Source organism: Cupriavidus pauculus (assembly GCF_008801835.1).
Taxonomy (GTDB): domain Bacteria; phylum Pseudomonadota; class Gammaproteobacteria; order Burkholderiales; family Burkholderiaceae; genus Cupriavidus; species Cupriavidus pauculus.
The window spans coordinates 100,494-117,380 of record NZ_VZOW01000001.1 but is presented as its reverse complement, the minus strand read 5'-3'; the positions used below and the strand labels follow the sequence as shown (position 1 = coordinate 117,380).

The window sequence follows — 16,887 nt, the reverse complement described above, 5'->3', positions numbered from 1 at the left end:
AAGAACGCATGCCGACTGAATTCCACGCCTGGACCGCCCTTCGTCACCACTACGATGCCATCCGCGATACGCCGATGCAGGAGTGGTTTGCCGAAGCCGAGGCCGCCCGTCGCGTTGAGGATTTTTCGCTCGAAGCTGCGGGTCTTTATCTGGACTACTCGAAAAATCGCATCACGTTCGAGACCTTCGCGCTGCTGATGAAGCTGGCCGAGGAAGCGGGCGTGCCGCAGCGCCGCGACGCCATGTTCGCGGGCGAACATATCAACACCACCGAAGATCGCGCCGCGTTGCATGTGGCGCTGCGCGCCCTGCCCGACGCACCGTTCAAGGTGGACGGCCACTCGGTGATGTCCAGCATCCATGACGTGCTGCATCGCATGCGCGACTTTGCCGATCGGGTGCGCTCGGGCGCGTGGACCGGATTCACGGGCCAATCGATCACGGACATCGTCAATATCGGCATCGGCGGCTCCGATCTCGGTCCGCGCATGGTGTGCCGCGCATTGGCGCATCTGGCGGACCCGAGCGGTCCGCGCATGCACTTCGTCTCCAATGTCGACGGCACCGAACTGGCCGAAACGCTGGTGCGGCTGGATCCGTCGCGCACGCTGGTAATCGTCTGCTCGAAGACGTTCACCACGCTCGAAACCATGGCCAACGCATGCAGCATGCGTGAATGGTTTCTGCAGAATGGCGTGGCCGAGGACCAGCTTGCGCGCCATTTCGTCGCCGTGTCGACCAACCGCGAGGCGGTGGTCAAGTTCGGCATCGATCCCGCCAACATGTTCGAATTCTGGGACTGGATCGGCGGCCGGTTTTCGCTGTGGTCGTCGGTCGGTCTGTCGATCGCGCTGGCGGTTGGCTTCGATGCCTTCGACGATCTGCTGCTCGGCGGCCGGGCGATGGACGATCACTTCCGCACCGCTCCGCTGGCGCGCAACATGCCCGTCGTGATGGCCATGATCGGCATCTGGTATCGGAATTTCTTCGGCATGCCGACCAGCTGCCTGGCGCCGTATTCAACGTCGCTGGAACTGTTCCCCGCGTTCCTGCAGCAGCTGGAAATGGAAAGCAACGGCAAGTCGGTGCAGTTGAGCGGCGATGCGGTCCATGTGGACACATCGCCGGTGGTCTGGGGATCGGCTGGCACCAACGGCCAACACGCGTACTTCCAGATGATCCACCAGGGCTCACAGATCGTGCCCGTCGACTTCGTCGCGCCGCTGGTACCGCCCCGCGCCCTGCCGGGACACCACGCCAAATTGCTGGCGAACTGTTTTGCGCAAGCCGAAGCGCTGATGCGCGGGCGCAGCGCAGAGGAACTGCGCGCGGCCGGCGTCACCGACGAAGCGCGTCTGCCGCATCTGGTATTCGAAGGCAACCGCCCCAGCAATACGCTGCTGATGGAAGACCTGACGCCGCATGTGCTGGGTGCGCTGATTGCGCTATACGAACACCGGACGTTCGTTCAGGGCGTGGTGTGGAATATCAATTCGTTCGACCAGTGGGGCGTGGAGCTGGGCAAGATCCTGGCGCGTCCGATCGAATCGGAGCTGACCGGCCGCGGCACCGCCGCGCACGATGCGTCGACCGCCGCCCTGATCGCGCGCGCGCGTCGTGTGCTCACGCGCGGCTGATCGCCTCTGTTTGCCAGGCGCCCTGTGCGCCTGTGCGTCTTCAGCTTTAGACTGCGGTACCCATCAGTTCGTCACTGGCCACCCGGCCGGTGTCGATCGTCAGGATGCGGCCGCAGCGGGCGGCCACGGAGCGGTCATGCGTGACCAGGACCAGCGTCGATCCGGCATCGCGATTCAGTTCGAACATCAGCGCGATCACGGCCTCGCCGGTTGCCGTGTCGAGGCTGCCGGTCGGCTCGTCCGCGAACAGGATGTCCGGGCGCGCCACAAACGCGCGAGCCAGCGCCACGCGCTGCTGTTCACCGCCAGACAGCGTGCGCGGATAGTGTGTCAGCCGCTTGCCAAGTCCGACCCGCTCGAGCATTTCGGTGGCGCGCTCGCGCACGCGATCGGTCTCGCCGCGCAATTCGAGCGGCAGCATGACATTTTCGAGTGCCGTCAGATGGCCGACCAGCTGAAACGACTGGAACACGAAGCCGACATGCCTGCCGCGCAGTGCTGCGCGCCCGTCCTCGTCAAGCTGGAACAGGTCCTGGCCGTGCAGCCGGACGGCGCCCGTAGTCGGCAGATCGAGCCCGGCCAGCAAACCGAGCAGCGTCGACTTGCCCGAACCCGACGCGCCAACAATGGCCAGCGTCTCGCCGGCCGTGACGGAAAACGAGACGTCATGCAAAATCGTCAACGAACCCGTGGCGTCGGAAACGGTCTTTCCGAGAGACTCGACAGCAAGAATGGATGAGGACATGCGCGAGAGAATAGGAAACGTTGTACGCCGGCGATTGCTGGCGGCTTGTTGTGCGACCGCCTTCGCGGCGTTCGGTTCACAACTGGCGCTGGCCCAGCCCGCACCGCGCGCCGCTCCATCGCTGCTGATACTTGGCGACAGCCTGTCCGCCGAGTATGGCATCGCGCGCGGGACCGGCTGGGTCAGCCTGCTACAGGAACGGCTGCGCCGCGAGCGCTTCGATTATAGCGTTGTGAACGCAAGCATCAGCGGCGAGACCACGGTCGGCGGCAAAACCCGCCTGCCCGACCTGCTGCAGCGGCACAAGCCCGCCATCGTGCTGGTCGAACTGGGCGCGAACGACGCCCTGCGCGGGCTGCCCCTGCCGTCGACCGAAACCAATCTGCGCACCATTGTCGGCAGCGCCCAAAAGGCCGGGGCGAAAGTCGTGCTGATCGGCATGCGCATTCCGCCCAACTACGGCCCCGACTATACGGAGCGCTTTTTTCAGCTGTTTCCGAAAGTCGCGAAGGAATCGGGCGCGCAGCTCGTGCCGTTCTTGCTGGACCGCGTCATCACGCGGCCCGACTGGTTTCAGGACGACCGCATCCACCCGACTTCGGCAGCCCAGGCCACGTTGCTCGACAATGTCTGGCCCGTGTTGAAACCGCTGTTGAAGCCGGCTGCATCTTCGCGTTGATCGCCTAGGCCGGATTTGCACCGGCCTTTACTCCACGCTTGGATACCGCGTCGACAAAACAAAAAGCCCCTGCGGCCAATGCCTGCAGGGGCTTTTGTCACTCGGGATCCGAGCGACCTAGCGCGCGTCAGCCTCGCTGGCGGGTGCTGCATCCTCGGTCTTTGTCGGATGCAGGATCTTCACCTTCGCCTGAGCCTTCAACGCATCATAGAAGGCAGCGAGTTCTGTCTGGCCGGCCAGCTGGCTCAACTGCTGCGCGTCGGCATCCCGCTGCCCCGGATTCGAGGGCGCGGGCGTGCCGACCTTAGTGATCCGGTAGATGGCATAGCCATCGGCACCGAGATCGACGCCGACCAGCGAAGGCACCTTCGACGCATCGGCGCGCATGATCGCTTCCAAGGCCTTCGGAGACACACCATCGGCCTTGGTGCGCGACACGGTCATCACCGGACCGAAACCTTCGGCAGCTCCGCTCTTCTTGAGCGTTTCCAGTCGCGCTTCGCCATCCTTGCGGGCAAGTTCGGCCGCTTGCTGGGCAATATAGGCCTGGCGCACCTGCGCTTCGACGTCCTCGAACTTGCGCGCCGCCGCGGGGCGGTAGTCGACGATGCGCGCCGATACCAGCGTCGTGGGGCCGACCTGAACCGCTTCGATGTTGCGCTTGCTCTTGATCGCATCGTCGCTAAACAGGGCCTTCAGCACCTTCTCGTTGTTCAGCGGGCTATCCTTGAGCGCCGGGTTCGGCTGGCGCGTCACGTCGTCGGCGGTCTGGATCGTCAGCTTGAACTTGTCGGCCGCCGGCTTGAGGCTGTCCGACTGCTCGTAGACCATGTTGCCGAACGCATCGGCCTGCTCGGCGTATTTCTTGCCGGCCAGTTGCTTCTTCAGTTCACCTTCCAGCTCCGCACGCACCGCTTCCAACGGCTGCGTCTGCGCCGGCTTGATGCCGGTGAGCTTGATGATGTGGTAGCCGTAGTCGGTCTCGACGAGGTCGCTGATCTGGTTTTCCTTCAGCGCATACATTGCATCCTCGAACGGCTTGACCAGTGCGCCGCGGCCCATGAAACCGAGATCGCCGCCCTTTTCGGCCGAGCCGGGATCCTGCGAATTCTTCTTCGCCACATCGGCAAACGTCTCGGGATGCTTGCGCACTTCGTCGAGCAGCTTCTGCGCCTTTTCCTTGGCGGCCTGGCGGTCCGCCGGCTTGGCGTCCTTGGGCGAGGTGATCAGGATATGGCTGGCGCGCCGTTGTTCGTCAACGCGGAAGCGCTGGATATTGCTGTCGTAATAGGACTTCAGCTCTTCCGGGGAAACCTGCTGGCTGGCGGCCAGCGCATCGCCAGACAACACGACGTACTCGACCTTCGCCTGCTCCGGCGTGGTGTATGCGGCCAGATGCGATTCGTAATAGGCCTTCAGCGCGGCGGCGTCGGGCGAGACCTTCGACGTGAAATCGGCGGGCTTGATCGTCAGCGCCTGCACATCGCGCTGCTGGTCACGGATGGCAATCAGCCGGTCCAGCAAGGACTTCGGAACGAAGGCCGTGGTGCCGACGGCAGCGCCAAGCTGCTGCGATGCAAGCTCGAAGCGAATGCGCGAATCGAGTTGATCCGGCGTCATGCCCTGCGCGGCCAGCAACTGCACATAGGCCTTTTCGTCAAACTTGCCATCCGCCGTACGCAACTGCGCGACTGCGGGAATGCTCTGGATCGCCTGGCGCACCTGCTCGTTCGAAGCGGTCAGATATTTCTTCGCCGTCACGTCGGAAATCACGCGCTGCAGGATCAGCTGATCGAGCACCGACTGGCGCGCGGCGGCACCTTCGAACATGCGCGGGTCATAGTTGTTGCCAAGCATCTGGCGCATGCGTTCGCTCTGATCCCGTACCACGTTATCAACTTCCTGGACGGTGATGGCCCGGCCGTCGACCTTGGCGGCGTCGTGCGAGCTGTCCATGAAGCGCGAGTAGCTCTCGACGCCGAAGAACACGAACGACGGGAAGACGAGCACCAGCAGCAGCAAAAGCATCAAGCGCCGGTTATTGCGTACGAAATCAAGCATGCTGATCGGGTAAAAGGTTGGGCCTTGGGCCGATGGTCAAACCTTGCGATTCTAGCAGGTATGGAACTCCAGACAGCGGCAATCCCACGCTTGCGCGCAATATCTGACGCGAAAGGGATTTACAGTGCGTGCGCTGCGCGATGCGTCGCGCGCTCGCGGCGCAAGGCTTTCCGCATCGAGCCGACACGCATCGGATCGAATATGGAATGCATGCCTGAAAAACAAAAAAGCCCGCTGATGCGGGCAATTTTCGTTTGGCGGAGTGGACGGGACTCGAACCCGCGACCCCCGGCGTGACAGGCCGGTATTCTAACCGACTGAACTACCACTCCGTGTCGGTCCCTGGCTTGGCAACATGCTGGCGTGCAATGGTGAAGTGGTGGGTGCTGAGGGGCTCGAACCCCCGACCTACGCCTTGTAAGGGCGCCGCTCTACCAACTGAGCTAAGCACCCACTAGACCATTGCAAGCGATTGCCTGCAGGGTAATCTCGCTTCGCACGATTCGGCGGTTACTGCTTTGTTGCCGCTGTTTGCGTTGCGAGGCCGCGATTGTAATACGAGAGTTTTCGATTTGCCAAGTCTTGATTGCAAGATTCTTGCGGTCCTCGCCTGCCATATCGAGTGACCGGATGCGGGCGCCTGCGCACGCAAACAAAAACGCCGCAGGAATTACCCTGCGGCGTTCGAACGCGCGGATGACGCGACGCTCAGTGATGAATACGCTCGACCTGCGCGGCGGCCTTGTCTGCCACTTCGGCAGGCTTGGCTTCTTCGTCAGGCAGCGGCTCGGGCTTGCGCTCGAGTGCCAGCTCCAGCACCTTGTCGATCCAGCGCACCGGCACGATCTCGATGGCGTTTTTGACGTTGTCGGGGATGTCCGACAGGTCCTTCACGTTTTCCTCAGGAATCAGCGCCAGCTTGATGCCGCCACGATGGGCTGCCAGCAACTTCTCCTTGAGACCACCGATCGGCAGCACTTCGCCGCGCAGCGTGATTTCACCGGTCATTGCGACGTCGGCGCGCACCGGAATGCCCGTTAACACCGAGACCAGCACCGTGGTCATCGCAATGCCTGCCGACGGGCCATCCTTCGGCGTGGCGCCTTCGGGCACGTGGATGTGAATGTCGCGCTTCTCGAACATCTCATCCGCGATACCCAGACGGCGCGCACGCGAGCGCACGACCGACCGCGCCGCTTCGACCGATTCCTTCATCACGTCGCCGAGCGAACCCGTACGCGAGATGTTGCCCTTGCCCGGCATGATCGCGGCTTCGATCGTCAGCAGGTCGCCGCCGACTTCGGTCCACGCCAGACCAGTCACCTGGCCCACCTGGTTTTCCTTGCCGGCCAGGCCGAAGTCGTACTTGCGTACGCCAAGGAATTTATCCAGGTTGTCGGAATCCACCTTCACCGCACCAGATTCCTTCTTGAGCAGCAGCAGCTTGACCACCTTGCGGGCAATCTTCGACACCTCGCGTTCCAGCGAACGTACGCCCGCTTCACGGGTGTAGTAGCGGATGATGTCGCGGATCGCTGCCTCGGTGACCTCGATCTCGCCCTGCTTCAGGCCATTGTTGCGAATCTGCTTCGGCAACAGGTAGCGCGTCGCAATGTTGACCTTCTCGTCCTCGGTATAGCCGGACAAGCGGATCACTTCCATACGATCGAGCAGCGGCGGCGGGATGTTCAGCGAGTTCGACGTCGCCACGAACATCACGTCGGACAGATCGAAATCGACCTCGATGTAGTGATCCTGGAACGTGTGGTTTTGCTCGGGATCGAGCACCTCCAGCAACGCCGACGAAGGATCGCCACGGAAATCCATGCCCATCTTGTCGATTTCGTCGAGCAGGAAAAGCGGATTGCGCACGCCGACCTTCGACAGGCTTTGCAGGATCTTGCCCGGCATCGAGCCGATATAGGTGCGACGGTGGCCGCGGATCTCGGCCTCGTCACGCACGCCGCCCAGCGCCATGCGCACGAACTTGCGGTTCGTGGCGCGCGCCACCGACTGGCCGAGCGAGGTCTTGCCCACGCCGGGAGGCCCAACCAGGCACAGAATCGGCGCCTTGAGCTTGTCGACGCGCTGTTGCACGGCAAGATACTCGAGGATACGTTCCTTGACCTTTTCGAGGCCGTAGTGATCCTCGTCGAGCACGCGCTCGGCGTTTGCCAGGTCGTTGTTGACCTTGCTCTTCTTGCGCCACGGCAGGTTTACCAGCGTGTCGATGTAGTTGCGCACGACAGTCGCTTCGGCCGACATCGGCGACATCAGCTTGAGCTTCTTGAACTCCGCTTCGGCCTTCTTCTTGGCTTCCTTGGGCATGCGGGCCGCCTTGATTCGCTTGTCCAGCTCTTCAAGATCAGCGCCTTCCTCGCCCTCGCCCAGTTCCTTCTGGATCGCCTTGACCTGTTCGTTCAGGTAGTACTCGCGCTGACTCTTTTCCATCTGGCGCTTGACGCGGCCACGGATGCGCTTTTCCACCTGCAGGATATCGATCTCGCCCTCGAGCTGCGACAGCAGGCTCTCCAGACGCTCGGTCACCTTCACCATTTCCAGGATCTTCTGCTTTTGCTCGAGCTTGATCGGCAAATGCGCGGCAATGGTGTCGGCCAGACGGCCGGCCTCGTCAATGCCCGACAGCGACGTCAGGATTTCCGGGGGGATCTTCTTGTTGAGTTTTACGTACTGGTCGAATTGCGACACGATCGCACGGCGCAATGCCTCGGTCTCGGCCGATTCGACGGGTGCGGGCGGCACAGGCACGGCTTCGCACATGAAGTGCGAATCGTCCTCGCTCACCTCGGTGATGTTTGCACGTTGCGTACCCTCGACAAGCACCTTTACGGTCCCGTCGGGCAGCTTCAGCATTTGCAGGATATTGGCGATGCAACCGACCTCGTAGAGGTCTTCGGCAGTCGGTTCGTCTTTGGCGGCCGCTTTTTGCGCCACGAGCATGATGCTCTTACCCGACTCCATCGCAGTCTCAAGCGCCTTGATGGACTTCGGGCGACCCACGAACAGTGGGATCACCATGTGCGGAAACACCACCACGTCGCGCAACGGCAACAGTGGAAGGCGAATCGGCTCAGCCGGGAGGAGTTGTGTTCCGGACATCATTTTCCCCAGTCAGTCATTTAAGGCGTAAATAGGGTCACGGGAATCGATTGCAAGATACCCGTCATCAATTCCGTGCACAAAACGTGCTGCAAACTGCACCTGTGACCCCCAGTGAAACAGCATACCCGCGTTTGCTCCCGTTCGTTTGTGGAATTGAAGAAAAAAAGCCGTTCGCTTCCCTGCGAACGGCCGCTTGAAGATTTCGCCAGTCTGGTAAGGACCCCGCGGGTCCGGCGCATACGGCGTCAGTGCGATCTCCGCGTTCAGTTGGACCCCGCCACCTTGGGCTGCTGCTCCTCATACATCAGGAGCGGCGGCGCATCGCCGGTGATGGTGTTTTCGTCGATTACCACTTTCTGGACGCCCTTGTAGTTCGGCAGGTCGTACATCACGTCCATCAGCGATTGTTCGAGGATCGAGCGCAGTCCACGGGCGCCGGTCTTGCGGCGGATCGCCTTGCGGGCAATGGCCGTCAGCGCGGCCGGACGGATTTCCAGTTCGACGCCTTCCATCGCCAGCAGCTTCTGATATTGCTTGACCAGCGCATTCTTGGGCTCGACCAGGATCTGCATCAGCGCGGCTTCGTCCAACTTGGCCAGCGTGGCAACCACCGGCAGGCGCCCGATCAGTTCAGGAATCAGGCCGAACTTGATCAGATCTTCCGGCTCGGTCTGCGGCAGCACTTCGCTCGCGTCGCGCTCTTCCTTGCTTTGCACTTGCGCGTCGAAGCCGATACCGGTCTTGTCCGAACGCTGCATGATGACTTTTTCGAGGCCGTCGAACGCACCGCCGCAAATGAACAGGATGTTGGTGGTGTCCACCTGCAGGAAATCCTGGTTCGGGTGCTTGCGGCCACCCTGCGGAGGCACCGAGGCCATGGTGCCTTCGATCAGCTTCAGCAGCGCCTGCTGGACGCCTTCGCCGGACACGTCGCGCGTAATCGACGGGTTATCCGACTTGCGCGAGATCTTGTCGATTTCGTCGATGTAGACGATGCCGCGCTGCGCCTTTTCGACTTCGTAATTGCAGTTCTGCAGCAGCTTCTGGATGATGTTCTCGACATCCTCGCCGACATAGCCGGCTTCCGTCAGCGTGGTGGCATCGGCGATCACGAACGGTACGTTGAGCAGGCGCGCCAGCGTCTGGGCCAGCAGCGTCTTGCCCGAACCGGTTGGGCCGATCAGCAGAATATTGCTCTTGGAAAGCTCGACGTCGTCCTTCTTGCCGAGATGCTTGAGGCGCTTGTAGTGGTTGTACACCGCTACGGCCAGAATTTTCTTGGCCTGCTCCTGACCGATCACATACTGGTCAAGGCTTTGGCGGATTTCGTGCGGCGTGGGCAGGTCGGAGCGCGCAGCTGCGGTGGCGTCCTTGTCGGTCGCCGTGGCCTCGTCGCGGATGATCTCGTTGCACAGGTCGATGCATTCATCGCAAATGAACACCGACGGGCCAGCGATGAGCTTCTTCACCTCGTGCTGACTCTTGCCGCAAAACGAGCAATACAGAAGCTTCTCGCTGGATGAACCTTTTTTGTCCGCCATAGGAATCAGTCACATTAGCAGTGTGGCCCCCCGCCGGAAAAACCCTGACGGGAAACGCATAAAACGCATCATACGCCAAAACAATTGGCGCAGTCGGCGGCATCCCCTGCATGTGGGGCAAAACGCAAAAACGAGGCACGCGGCCTCGTTCCGGTGTAGCCTGCGTCATTTGGGACGATGCAGACTTCGTCGGCAGAAGCCCGGCATCACCGGACCCGGCTCGGATAATTCCGAGCGAATCCGCCGAGCCGACATGCCGTCACACCCGCTCCATTGTTAGCCGCGGCGCGAAATCACCTTGTCGATCAGGCCGTAGTCGACTGCCTGGTCGCCACTCATGAAGTTGTCGCGATCGGTGTCGCGGGCAATCTTCTCCACCGGCTGGCCCGTCACTTCCGACAGGATGCTGTTCAGACGTTCACGCAGGTAAAGAATCTCGCGCGCCTGGATCTCGATGTCCGACGCCTGACCACGCGCACCGCCCAGCGGCTGGTGAATCATGATCCGCGAATTCGGCAGCGCGCTGCGCTTGCCCTTGGCGCCTGCTGCCAGCAGGAATGCGCCCATGCTTGCCGCCATGCCCATGCACAGCGTTTGCACGTCGGGCTTGATGAACTGCATCGTGTCGTAGATCGCCAGCCCAGCGGAAACCGAACCGCCCGGCGAGTTGATGTACAGCGACACGTCCTTGTCCGGGTTCTCGCTTTCCAGGAAGAGCAACTGGGCCACTACCAGATTGGCGGTCTGGTCGTTGACTTCGCCAACCATGAAAACGACACGTTCCTTGAGCAGGCGCGAGTAGATATCGTACGCGCGCTCGCCCCGGCCGGACTGCTCGACGACCATCGGCACCAGTCCGAGACCCTGGGTCTCCAGGGCGGAAGCCTGCGTGGTAGCGAGACGATCAAGCAAATCATTGCGAGTCATGCAGGTTCTCCAGATATACAGGAATAGCGTCGATCGGCCAGCGCGCCAGGCCGATCGACGTTGCCCGGCGCCGCGTCATTCACGGCTGCCGGCCAGCCCGACGTCAGGCTTGCGCCGGGGCGGCGGTGAGTTCTTCGAACGACACCGTCTTGTCCGACACCTTGGCCTTGTCGCACACGAAATTTACCACGTTGTTTTCGAGCACGTAGGCTTCCATCTCGGCCAGGCGTTGCTGGTCGCCGTAGTACCAGCGCATGACTTCCTTCGGATCTTCGTAGCTCTTGGCGAAGTCCTCGATCTCGGCCTTGACCTGCTCCGGCTTGGCTTCCAGGCCGTTGGCCTTGACGATCTCGGCCAGGATCAGGCCCAGCTTCACGCGGCGCTCGGCCTGTTGCGTGAACATCTCGGCCGGAATCGGCATGTCCTTGGCATTCGGCATGCCGCGCTGTTCCAGATCGCGACGCGCCATTTCCACCAGACGCTGCTGATCCTGCTCGACCAGGGCCTTGGGCACGTCCAGCTCGCTGACCTTCAGCAGAGCTTCCATGACCTGGTCCTTCAGCATCGAATGCGTACGGCGCTTGACTTCGCGCTCGAGATTTTCGCGGATGTCGGCGCGCATCTTCTCGACGCTGCCGTCGGCGATGCCGAGCGACTTGGCGAAAGCGTCATCGACTTCCGGCAGATGCGCCCACTCCACCTTCTTCAGCGTGATCGTGAACTCGGCGGTCTTGCCGGCCACTTCCTTGCCGTGGTAGTCCTCGGGGAAAGCCAGCGGGAACGTCTTGCTTTCGCCTTCCTTCAGACCCAGCGCGGCCTGCTCGAATTCGGGCAGCATGCGGCCTTCGCCCAGCACGAAAACGAAATCTTCCGCCTTGCCGCCGGGGAATTCGACGCCGTCGATCTTGCCAACGAAATCGACCGTCACGCGGTCGCCATTCTGAGCCGCCACATCGCCGCCGCCGTCGCCATGCGCGCCGGCTTCGCCGCGGGCGTGGTAGTGCACGCGCTGCTTGCGCAGGATGTCGACGGTCTTGTCGATTTCCGCGTCGCCGATTTCGGTCTTCGTGCGCGTCACTTCGGCCGAAGCCAGATCGCCGATCTTGACTTCCGGATAGACCTCGAACGTTGCCTCGAAGGCCAGTTCGTCATCGGCCACGCCTTCGGTCTTCACGTCGAACTTCGGCTGGCCGGCAACCTTTACGTCCTGGGCCTGCGTGATGTCGAAGAACTTGCGGGCGGCCTTGTCGAAGCGGACTTCGAACTCGACTTGCTGGCCGTATTGCTTTTCGACCATCTTCATCGGCACCTTGCCCGGACGAAAACCGGACATCTTCACGGTCTTCGACAGGCGAACCAGACGCTCCTGGGTTTCCTTCTGCACTTCGGCCTTGGGGATAGCCAGGGTTACCTTGCGGTCCAGCTTGCCGAGGTTTTCAATGACGTTCGACATGGTCGTTAATCCAATCCAGAAATGTTGTTGTCAGCGCATCCGCTTGCGCGCCGCCGCTTGCGCGACCGGGAATGCTCGCGAGCGTGGTTCTCCGCGCAAACGGAAAACGCGGATTATCGCACGGATTTCATTCGCTTCCGGCAGTTTTTACCCTTGCCGGCATTAAGCGTGCTCAGAATGGGGATCCGGCCCGTCGCCTGCGCGCCCGTGGCGCAAGGCACGCAACAACAGACGCGCCGGGTCCAGCGCATCCGCCAGGTCGGCCTCCAGCGGCAACGGCTCGCCCTCGATCTGCGAGACGATCAGCTCCGCGCCCAACGCTGCCCAGGTGAGGCCGCGCGAGCCATACGCAAGGGCGGCGTAGAGGCCCGGCAGCCGCGGCACATCGCGCAGATGCGCGCCGCGCAGCGCTTCGGCGCGCGCCAGCGCCGCGGTGTCGTCGGCGATGCGGCCGATCAGCGGCAGGCGGTTGTGCGTCACCGTTCGCACGCCAACATAACCGCGCAAATTGGCTGGATCCAGCCGCCCGATCGCTGCGCCGCGATCGGGCAATAGCGACGCCAGCCGCGCAAGATTGGCCGCGTGGGTATCGGCACATTCGACCAGCGGCCCCTGGTCCTCGTCGTAGCTCGATCCCACGCGCGCATCGCCCCGCTCGCCGCGCGGCAACAGGTAGCCGTTGCCGGTGACCACGCAATCGGGCCACGCGCCCAGCGCCTCCACCTGCCGTGAGTCCAGATCGGTCAACTGGCCGCGAATGCGCCGCAGCGCGAGGAACCGGCCCGATACCAGCCGTTCGGCTTCATGCGCATTTGCCAGCACTGCCAGCGGCGCGCGCGCCAGCAGTTCGCCGCCCTCGCCCAGCGCATGCCATTCGCCTTCGACATGCGCCAGCGACGCCACGCGGCAGTTGAAGCGCGCGTCCACGGCGGCCCCGGCCTTGGCCAGTTGTGCGCGACAGATGTCCGGCGGCGCGACCCAGCCGCCTTGCGGAAACCACAAACCGCCGCGCGGCACGGGCGCATCGTGCTCACGCGCCGCCTCGTCGGCCGACATCCAGCGCACGAACGATTCCGGAAACCCGAGCGTCTGCAGGGCCGCGCGTTGCGCCGCATTGTCGGCAGCGTCCTCGCCGATCTGCAGCACGCCGCAGCCGTGCCAGCCGACCTTGTGGCCGGCTGCCTCCAGCGCATGCCACGCCCGCAACGCGTGGAGATTTCCCGCGCGCGACAGGCGCGACAGCACACTGTCGTCGGCCGACACATGCGCATGCATCGCGGCTGCGCGGTGAGCCGACGTCTGCCGGGCCTGCGCGTCGTGCTGATCGAATAGCGTCACGCGCCAGCCGCGCGCGGCCAGTCGCTCCGACACCGCACAGCCGGCCAGTCCGGCGCCGATCACGATGGCATGCCGGTCCGGCCAGTGCGCGGCGTCGGGCGGCGCATAGCGGCGATTTTTCCAGGCCGGGGCGAAATGCGCGGCGATCATGTCGCGCTTGCCGGCAAAGCCCGGCGCTTTTGTCACCACAAAACCCGCGGCCTGCAACCCGCGGCGCACGAAGCCGGCCGCGGTATAGGTGGCCAGCGTGGCGCCCATCCGGGCGAGCCTGCCCAGGCCACGAAAGACCGAATCCGACCACATGTCGGCATTGCGCGACGGCGAAAAACCGTCGAGATAGAAACCGTCGGCGCCGAGCGCAAGCCGCGGCAGCATCGTCTCGATATCGCCGAAGGCGAGCGTCAGCGTTATCACGCCGTCCTCGAAACTCAACCGGTGCAGTCCCGGCAGCGCATCGGGCCATTGCGCCTGCAGTTGCGTGGCCAGTGGCAGCAGATCGCCCAGCGCGGCGTGCAGCCGCGCCAGGCCGTCGCGCGTGAACGGGTGCTTTTCGATCGAGACGAAATGCAGGCGGCGACAGCGCTGCGGATCGTCACGCCAGGCCTGCCAGGTCGCGAGGAAATTGAGCCCCTGCCCAAAACCGGTTTCGACGATGACGAATTGCTCGCGCCGCGCCCAGTTGCCGGGCAGGCCGTTGCCGCCCAGGAATACGTGCCGCGCCTGTTCCAGGCCGCCGGCGGTGCTGTGATAGACATCGTCGTAACGCGGCGAATAGGGAATGCCGTCTTCGGAGAAAACGGGCTCGGCAGGCTCGAGAGCACGCGACATGGCGGATGGATATACGGCCGGAAATGGCGGCGGATGGTAGCATAGCGCCCTTCCCGCAAACCGCCCGGAATACCAAGCCCAACCGGATTCCCACGCGACATTTGCGCGCCGTCATTCCCCGCCGCCATGCTCAGTTATCGTCACGCCTTTCACGCCGGCAATCATGCCGATGTTCTCAAGCACGCCGTCGTAGTCCAGCTGCTCGACTACCTGACGCAGAAGGACAAGCCGTTCTGGTATGTCGACACTCACGCCGGCGCCGGGCTCTACGCGCTGGACCATGCCTATGCGCAAAAGAAGTCCGAATTCGAAACCGGCATCGGGCCGCTCTGGCGCGCGTCGGCCGCCGGCACGGCGCTGCCCGGCTTGCTGGAGGCATACCTGGAACAGGTGCGCGAACTGAACCCGGACGGCGCACTCAAGCATTACCCTGGCTCGCCATGGCTGGCGTGGCAAATGCTGCGCGACGCCGACCGCCTGCGCCTGTTCGAGCTGCACAGCACCGAGATCCAGGTGTTGCGCGACAACTTCCGCGGCGCCGGCCGCAAGGTCATGCTGTACGACGGCGATGGCTTCACCGGCATCAAGGCGATCCTTCCGCCCCCGCCGCGCCGCGCGCTGGTATTGATCGATCCGTCCTACGAGGACAAGCAGGATTACGCGCGCACGCTCGATACGCTCAAGGCCGGCCTGGAACGCTTTGCAACGGGCATGTACGCGATCTGGTATCCCGAGGTACAGCGCCGCGAATCGACGCAATTGCCGGCGCAGCTCAAGCGGCTGCCGCTCAAGAGCTGGCTGCATGTCACGCTGACCGTCAAGCATCCCGTCGAAGGCGGATTGGGTCTGCACGGCAGCGGCATGTTCATCGTGAACCCGCCATGGACGCTCAAAGCCGCGCTGCAGGACGCCATGCCGACGCTGGTGGACCTGCTGGGCCAGGACGACGGCGCGCGCTTCACACTCGAATCGCTCGAGAGCTGAACAGCATGCCGATCGCGATCCCGCAGGCATCGGCCACCAGGTCGAGCCACGAGGCGTCGCGATAGCCGGTCATCGACTGCAGCAACTCGATCAAGCCGCCGTAGGCGATCATGCCGACCAGCAGACGCCACGGCCGCCCCGGCCAGCCGCGCGCGCCCAGCATCGTCAGCACTCCAAACGCCAGCAGATGATTGGACTTGTCCCAGCCGGTGGTCGGCTCGGGCACCGATGGCGGCAGCAATGCCAGGATCAGCACGACCAGCGCGCAGACGGCGAATAACAACCGGAAATGTGAAGTTGCGAGACGAAACACTGCGCTGATTGCACGGAAGGCGGAACCGGGACGCTGTCAATCATTGCACAGTCAGAAACAGCGCTGTGTGGCGCACTGCACCGACCTTGCCGAGCCAGCCGCGCCTTGTCGAGCCGTCTCGCGGCGCTGGCCCGCCTCCAGGTACTCACGTCCGCAAGTCCCCAAGCTCCCAAGGGGGATCGGGCGGCGTTTGAGCGGCATTTCCCGTGGGGACGTATATTGCCGGATCCTGTAACGTCCGCCGGCATGTTGCGAGGGCACTGCGGCGGCGATCTTCCCTACGATGACCAAGACCCGCATCGACCCGACCACGCTGTTCCTGCTGACATTCCCGCCGCTGGCCTGGGCCGGCAACGCGATTGTCGGCCGCATGGCTGCCGGGACCATTCCGCCGATCACGCTGAATCTTGTCCGCTGGATCATTGCCGGCCTGTTGCTGGCGCCCTATGCGTGGCGCGGCGTCGTGGCCCATCGCGACACACTGCGGCGTCATGCGGGCATTCTGACCGCCATGGGCCTGCTGTCGATCGCCAGCTATAACGCATTCCAATATCTGGCGCTCACCACATCGACGCCGATCAACGTCACGCTGATCGGCGCGTCGACTCCGCTTTTCCTGCTGATCATCGGCGCCGGGTTCTTCCGGGAGCGCTTCCGCGCGTGGCATGTGGCCGGCGCGCTGCTGTGCCTGGTCGGCGTGACGTTCGTCCTGATGCGTGGCGAACCGCAGCGGCTGACGCAACTCGCGTTCGTCCCCGGCGACCTCTATATGCTCGCCGCAACCGTCGCATGGAGCTTCTATACGTGGCTGCTGCGCAAGAACCGCCCCGACCTGCCGTTGCCCGCGCTGCTGCTCGCGCAGATCGTTACCGGCGTGATCGCCAGTATTCCGCTCTCCGTCTGGGAAATCAGCGTGCTCGCGCAACCGCTGGAGTGGAACGGCAAAGTCGCGTGGATCCTGCTCTACGTTGGCACCGTGCCGTCGCTGCTGGCGTACTTCGTCTGGGATCGTGCGATTGCCAGCGCCGGCGCCCAATTGCCGGTTTTCTTTATTACGCTCACTCCGCTGTTTGCGGCCGTGCTTTCAACCGTGCTGCTGGGCGAGTCGCCGCATTGGTATCACGGGATAGGGTTGGCCTTTATCGCGGTGGGCATCTGGCTCGCCCAGCGTCGTTAGACCCGCCGGCCTCGCGAAAACGCCCCCATCACCCGCCGCACGACTAGCGGACGCGCTCCGGCCAGCGATCCCCACGCGCAA

12 protein-coding genes and 2 tRNA genes are annotated in these 16,887 nt (G+C 63.2%); 4 read left to right on the top strand and 10 right to left on the bottom strand.

Annotation, left to right across the window (positions count from 1 at the left end; all coding sequences use genetic code 11):
- Positions 1 to 8 precede the first annotated feature (8 nt).
- The gene (pgi, locus tag F7R19_RS00515) at positions 9 to 1,637 is read left to right on the top strand and encodes a glucose-6-phosphate isomerase (protein WP_061957784.1); all 1,629 of its coding nucleotides are present in this window, start codon (positions 9 to 11) and stop codon (positions 1,635 to 1,637) included.
- A 46-nt stretch (positions 1,638 to 1,683) separates the two neighbouring features.
- On the opposite strand, the gene F7R19_RS00510 is transcribed toward pgi, so the two are convergent.
- The gene (locus tag F7R19_RS00510; protein WP_061957785.1) at positions 1,684 to 2,382 is read right to left on the bottom strand and encodes an ABC transporter ATP-binding protein; all 699 of its coding nucleotides are present in this window, start codon (positions 2,380 to 2,382) and stop codon (positions 1,684 to 1,686) included.
- Here F7R19_RS00510 and F7R19_RS00505 point away from each other — a divergent pair.
- Positions 2,369 to 3,061: an arylesterase gene (locus tag F7R19_RS00505; RefSeq protein WP_150979012.1), complete on the top strand. Its 693-nt coding sequence runs from the start codon at positions 2,369 to 2,371 to the stop codon at positions 3,059 to 3,061. The two genes, F7R19_RS00510 and F7R19_RS00505, sit on opposite strands and share 14 nt — an antisense overlap.
- Before the next feature lie 117 nt (positions 3,062 to 3,178).
- On the opposite strand, the gene F7R19_RS00500 is transcribed toward F7R19_RS00505, so the two are convergent.
- The 8 genes from F7R19_RS00500 to mnmC all read right to left on the bottom strand — a co-directional run bounded on the left by F7R19_RS00500 (position 3,179) and on the right by mnmC (position 14,332).
- Positions 3,179 to 5,122, bottom strand: coding sequence for a SurA N-terminal domain-containing protein (locus F7R19_RS00500; RefSeq protein ID WP_061957787.1), 1,944 nt, complete (start codon positions 5,120 to 5,122; stop codon positions 3,179 to 3,181).
- Between the two features lie 255 nt (positions 5,123 to 5,377).
- Positions 5,378 to 5,454, bottom strand: a tRNA-Asp gene (locus tag F7R19_RS00495).
- A gap of 45 nt (positions 5,455 to 5,499) precedes the next feature.
- Positions 5,500 to 5,575 (bottom strand) — tRNA-Val (locus tag F7R19_RS00490).
- A 255-nt stretch (positions 5,576 to 5,830) separates the two neighbouring features.
- Entirely contained in the window at positions 5,831 to 8,242 is a 2,412-nt protein-coding gene (lon, locus tag F7R19_RS00485; protein ID WP_061957793.1) for an endopeptidase La, read from the bottom strand.
- 266 nt (positions 8,243 to 8,508) lie between these two features.
- The gene (gene clpX, locus F7R19_RS00480) at positions 8,509 to 9,786 is read right to left on the bottom strand and encodes an ATP-dependent Clp protease ATP-binding subunit ClpX (RefSeq protein ID WP_061957788.1); all 1,278 of its coding nucleotides are present in this window, start codon (positions 9,784 to 9,786) and stop codon (positions 8,509 to 8,511) included.
- Positions 9,787 to 10,062: 276 nt separating this feature from the next.
- Positions 10,063 to 10,713, bottom strand: coding sequence for an ATP-dependent Clp endopeptidase proteolytic subunit ClpP (gene clpP / locus F7R19_RS00475; RefSeq protein WP_019448432.1), 651 nt, complete (start codon positions 10,711 to 10,713; stop codon positions 10,063 to 10,065).
- Between the two features lie 103 nt (positions 10,714 to 10,816).
- Positions 10,817 to 12,166 (bottom strand): trigger factor, encoded by a 1,350-nt coding sequence (gene tig, locus F7R19_RS00470; RefSeq protein WP_150979011.1) that lies wholly within the window; start codon positions 12,164 to 12,166, stop codon positions 10,817 to 10,819.
- Positions 12,167 to 12,328: 162 nt separating this feature from the next.
- Positions 12,329 to 14,332, bottom strand: a complete 2,004-nt coding sequence (mnmC, locus tag F7R19_RS00465) for a bifunctional tRNA (5-methylaminomethyl-2-thiouridine)(34)-methyltransferase MnmD/FAD-dependent 5-carboxymethylaminomethyl-2-thiouridine(34) oxidoreductase MnmC (RefSeq protein WP_150979010.1) — start codon at positions 14,330 to 14,332, stop codon at positions 12,329 to 12,331.
- A 126-nt stretch (positions 14,333 to 14,458) separates the two neighbouring features.
- Here mnmC and F7R19_RS00460 point away from each other — a divergent pair, with 126 nt between their 5' ends.
- A complete protein-coding gene (locus tag F7R19_RS00460) occupies positions 14,459 to 15,316 on the top strand; it encodes a 23S rRNA (adenine(2030)-N(6))-methyltransferase RlmJ (RefSeq protein ID WP_061957536.1) in 858 nt (285 codons plus the stop codon).
- Here the strand turns inward: F7R19_RS00460 and F7R19_RS00455 are convergent.
- Positions 15,291 to 15,629: a VanZ family protein gene (locus F7R19_RS00455; protein ID WP_227459546.1), complete on the bottom strand. Its 339-nt coding sequence runs from the start codon at positions 15,627 to 15,629 to the stop codon at positions 15,291 to 15,293. The two genes, F7R19_RS00460 and F7R19_RS00455, sit on opposite strands and share 26 nt — an antisense overlap.
- Before the next feature lie 283 nt (positions 15,630 to 15,912).
- On the opposite strand from F7R19_RS00455, the gene F7R19_RS00450 reads away from it, so the two are divergent.
- A complete protein-coding gene (locus tag F7R19_RS00450) occupies positions 15,913 to 16,806 on the top strand; it encodes a DMT family transporter (protein WP_150979009.1) in 894 nt (297 codons plus the stop codon).
- The last annotated feature ends 81 nt before the right edge of the window (positions 16,807 to 16,887 follow it).

What these genes read in the sequence shown, in the direction of transcription:
- pgi (WP_061957784.1), top strand. Translation starts at nt 9, where the DNA reads ATGCCGACTGAATTCCACGCCTGGACCGCCCTTCGTCACCACTACGAT.
- F7R19_RS00505 (WP_150979012.1), top strand. Translation starts at nt 2,369, where the DNA reads ATGGATGAGGACATGCGCGAGAGAATAGGAAACGTTGTACGCCGGCGA.
- F7R19_RS00510 (WP_061957785.1), bottom strand. Translation starts at nt 2,382, where the DNA reads ATGTCCTCATCCATTCTTGCTGTCGAGTCTCTCGGAAAGACCGTTTCC.
- F7R19_RS00500 (WP_061957787.1), bottom strand. Translation starts at nt 5,122, where the DNA reads ATGCTTGATTTCGTACGCAATAACCGGCGCTTGATGCTTTTGCTGCTG.
- lon (WP_061957793.1), bottom strand. Translation starts at nt 8,242, where the DNA reads ATGTCCGGAACACAACTCCTCCCGGCTGAGCCGATTCGCCTTCCACTG.
- clpX (WP_061957788.1), bottom strand. Translation starts at nt 9,786, where the DNA reads ATGGCGGACAAAAAAGGTTCATCCAGCGAGAAGCTTCTGTATTGCTCG.
- clpP (WP_019448432.1), bottom strand. Translation starts at nt 10,713, where the DNA reads ATGACTCGCAATGATTTGCTTGATCGTCTCGCTACCACGCAGGCTTCC.
- tig (WP_150979011.1), bottom strand. Translation starts at nt 12,166, where the DNA reads ATGTCGAACGTCATTGAAAACCTCGGCAAGCTGGACCGCAAGGTAACC.
- mnmC (WP_150979010.1), bottom strand. Translation starts at nt 14,332, where the DNA reads ATGTCGCGTGCTCTCGAGCCTGCCGAGCCCGTTTTCTCCGAAGACGGC.
- F7R19_RS00460 (WP_061957536.1), top strand. Translation starts at nt 14,459, where the DNA reads ATGCTCAGTTATCGTCACGCCTTTCACGCCGGCAATCATGCCGATGTT.
- F7R19_RS00450 (WP_150979009.1), top strand. Translation starts at nt 15,913, where the DNA reads ATGACCAAGACCCGCATCGACCCGACCACGCTGTTCCTGCTGACATTC.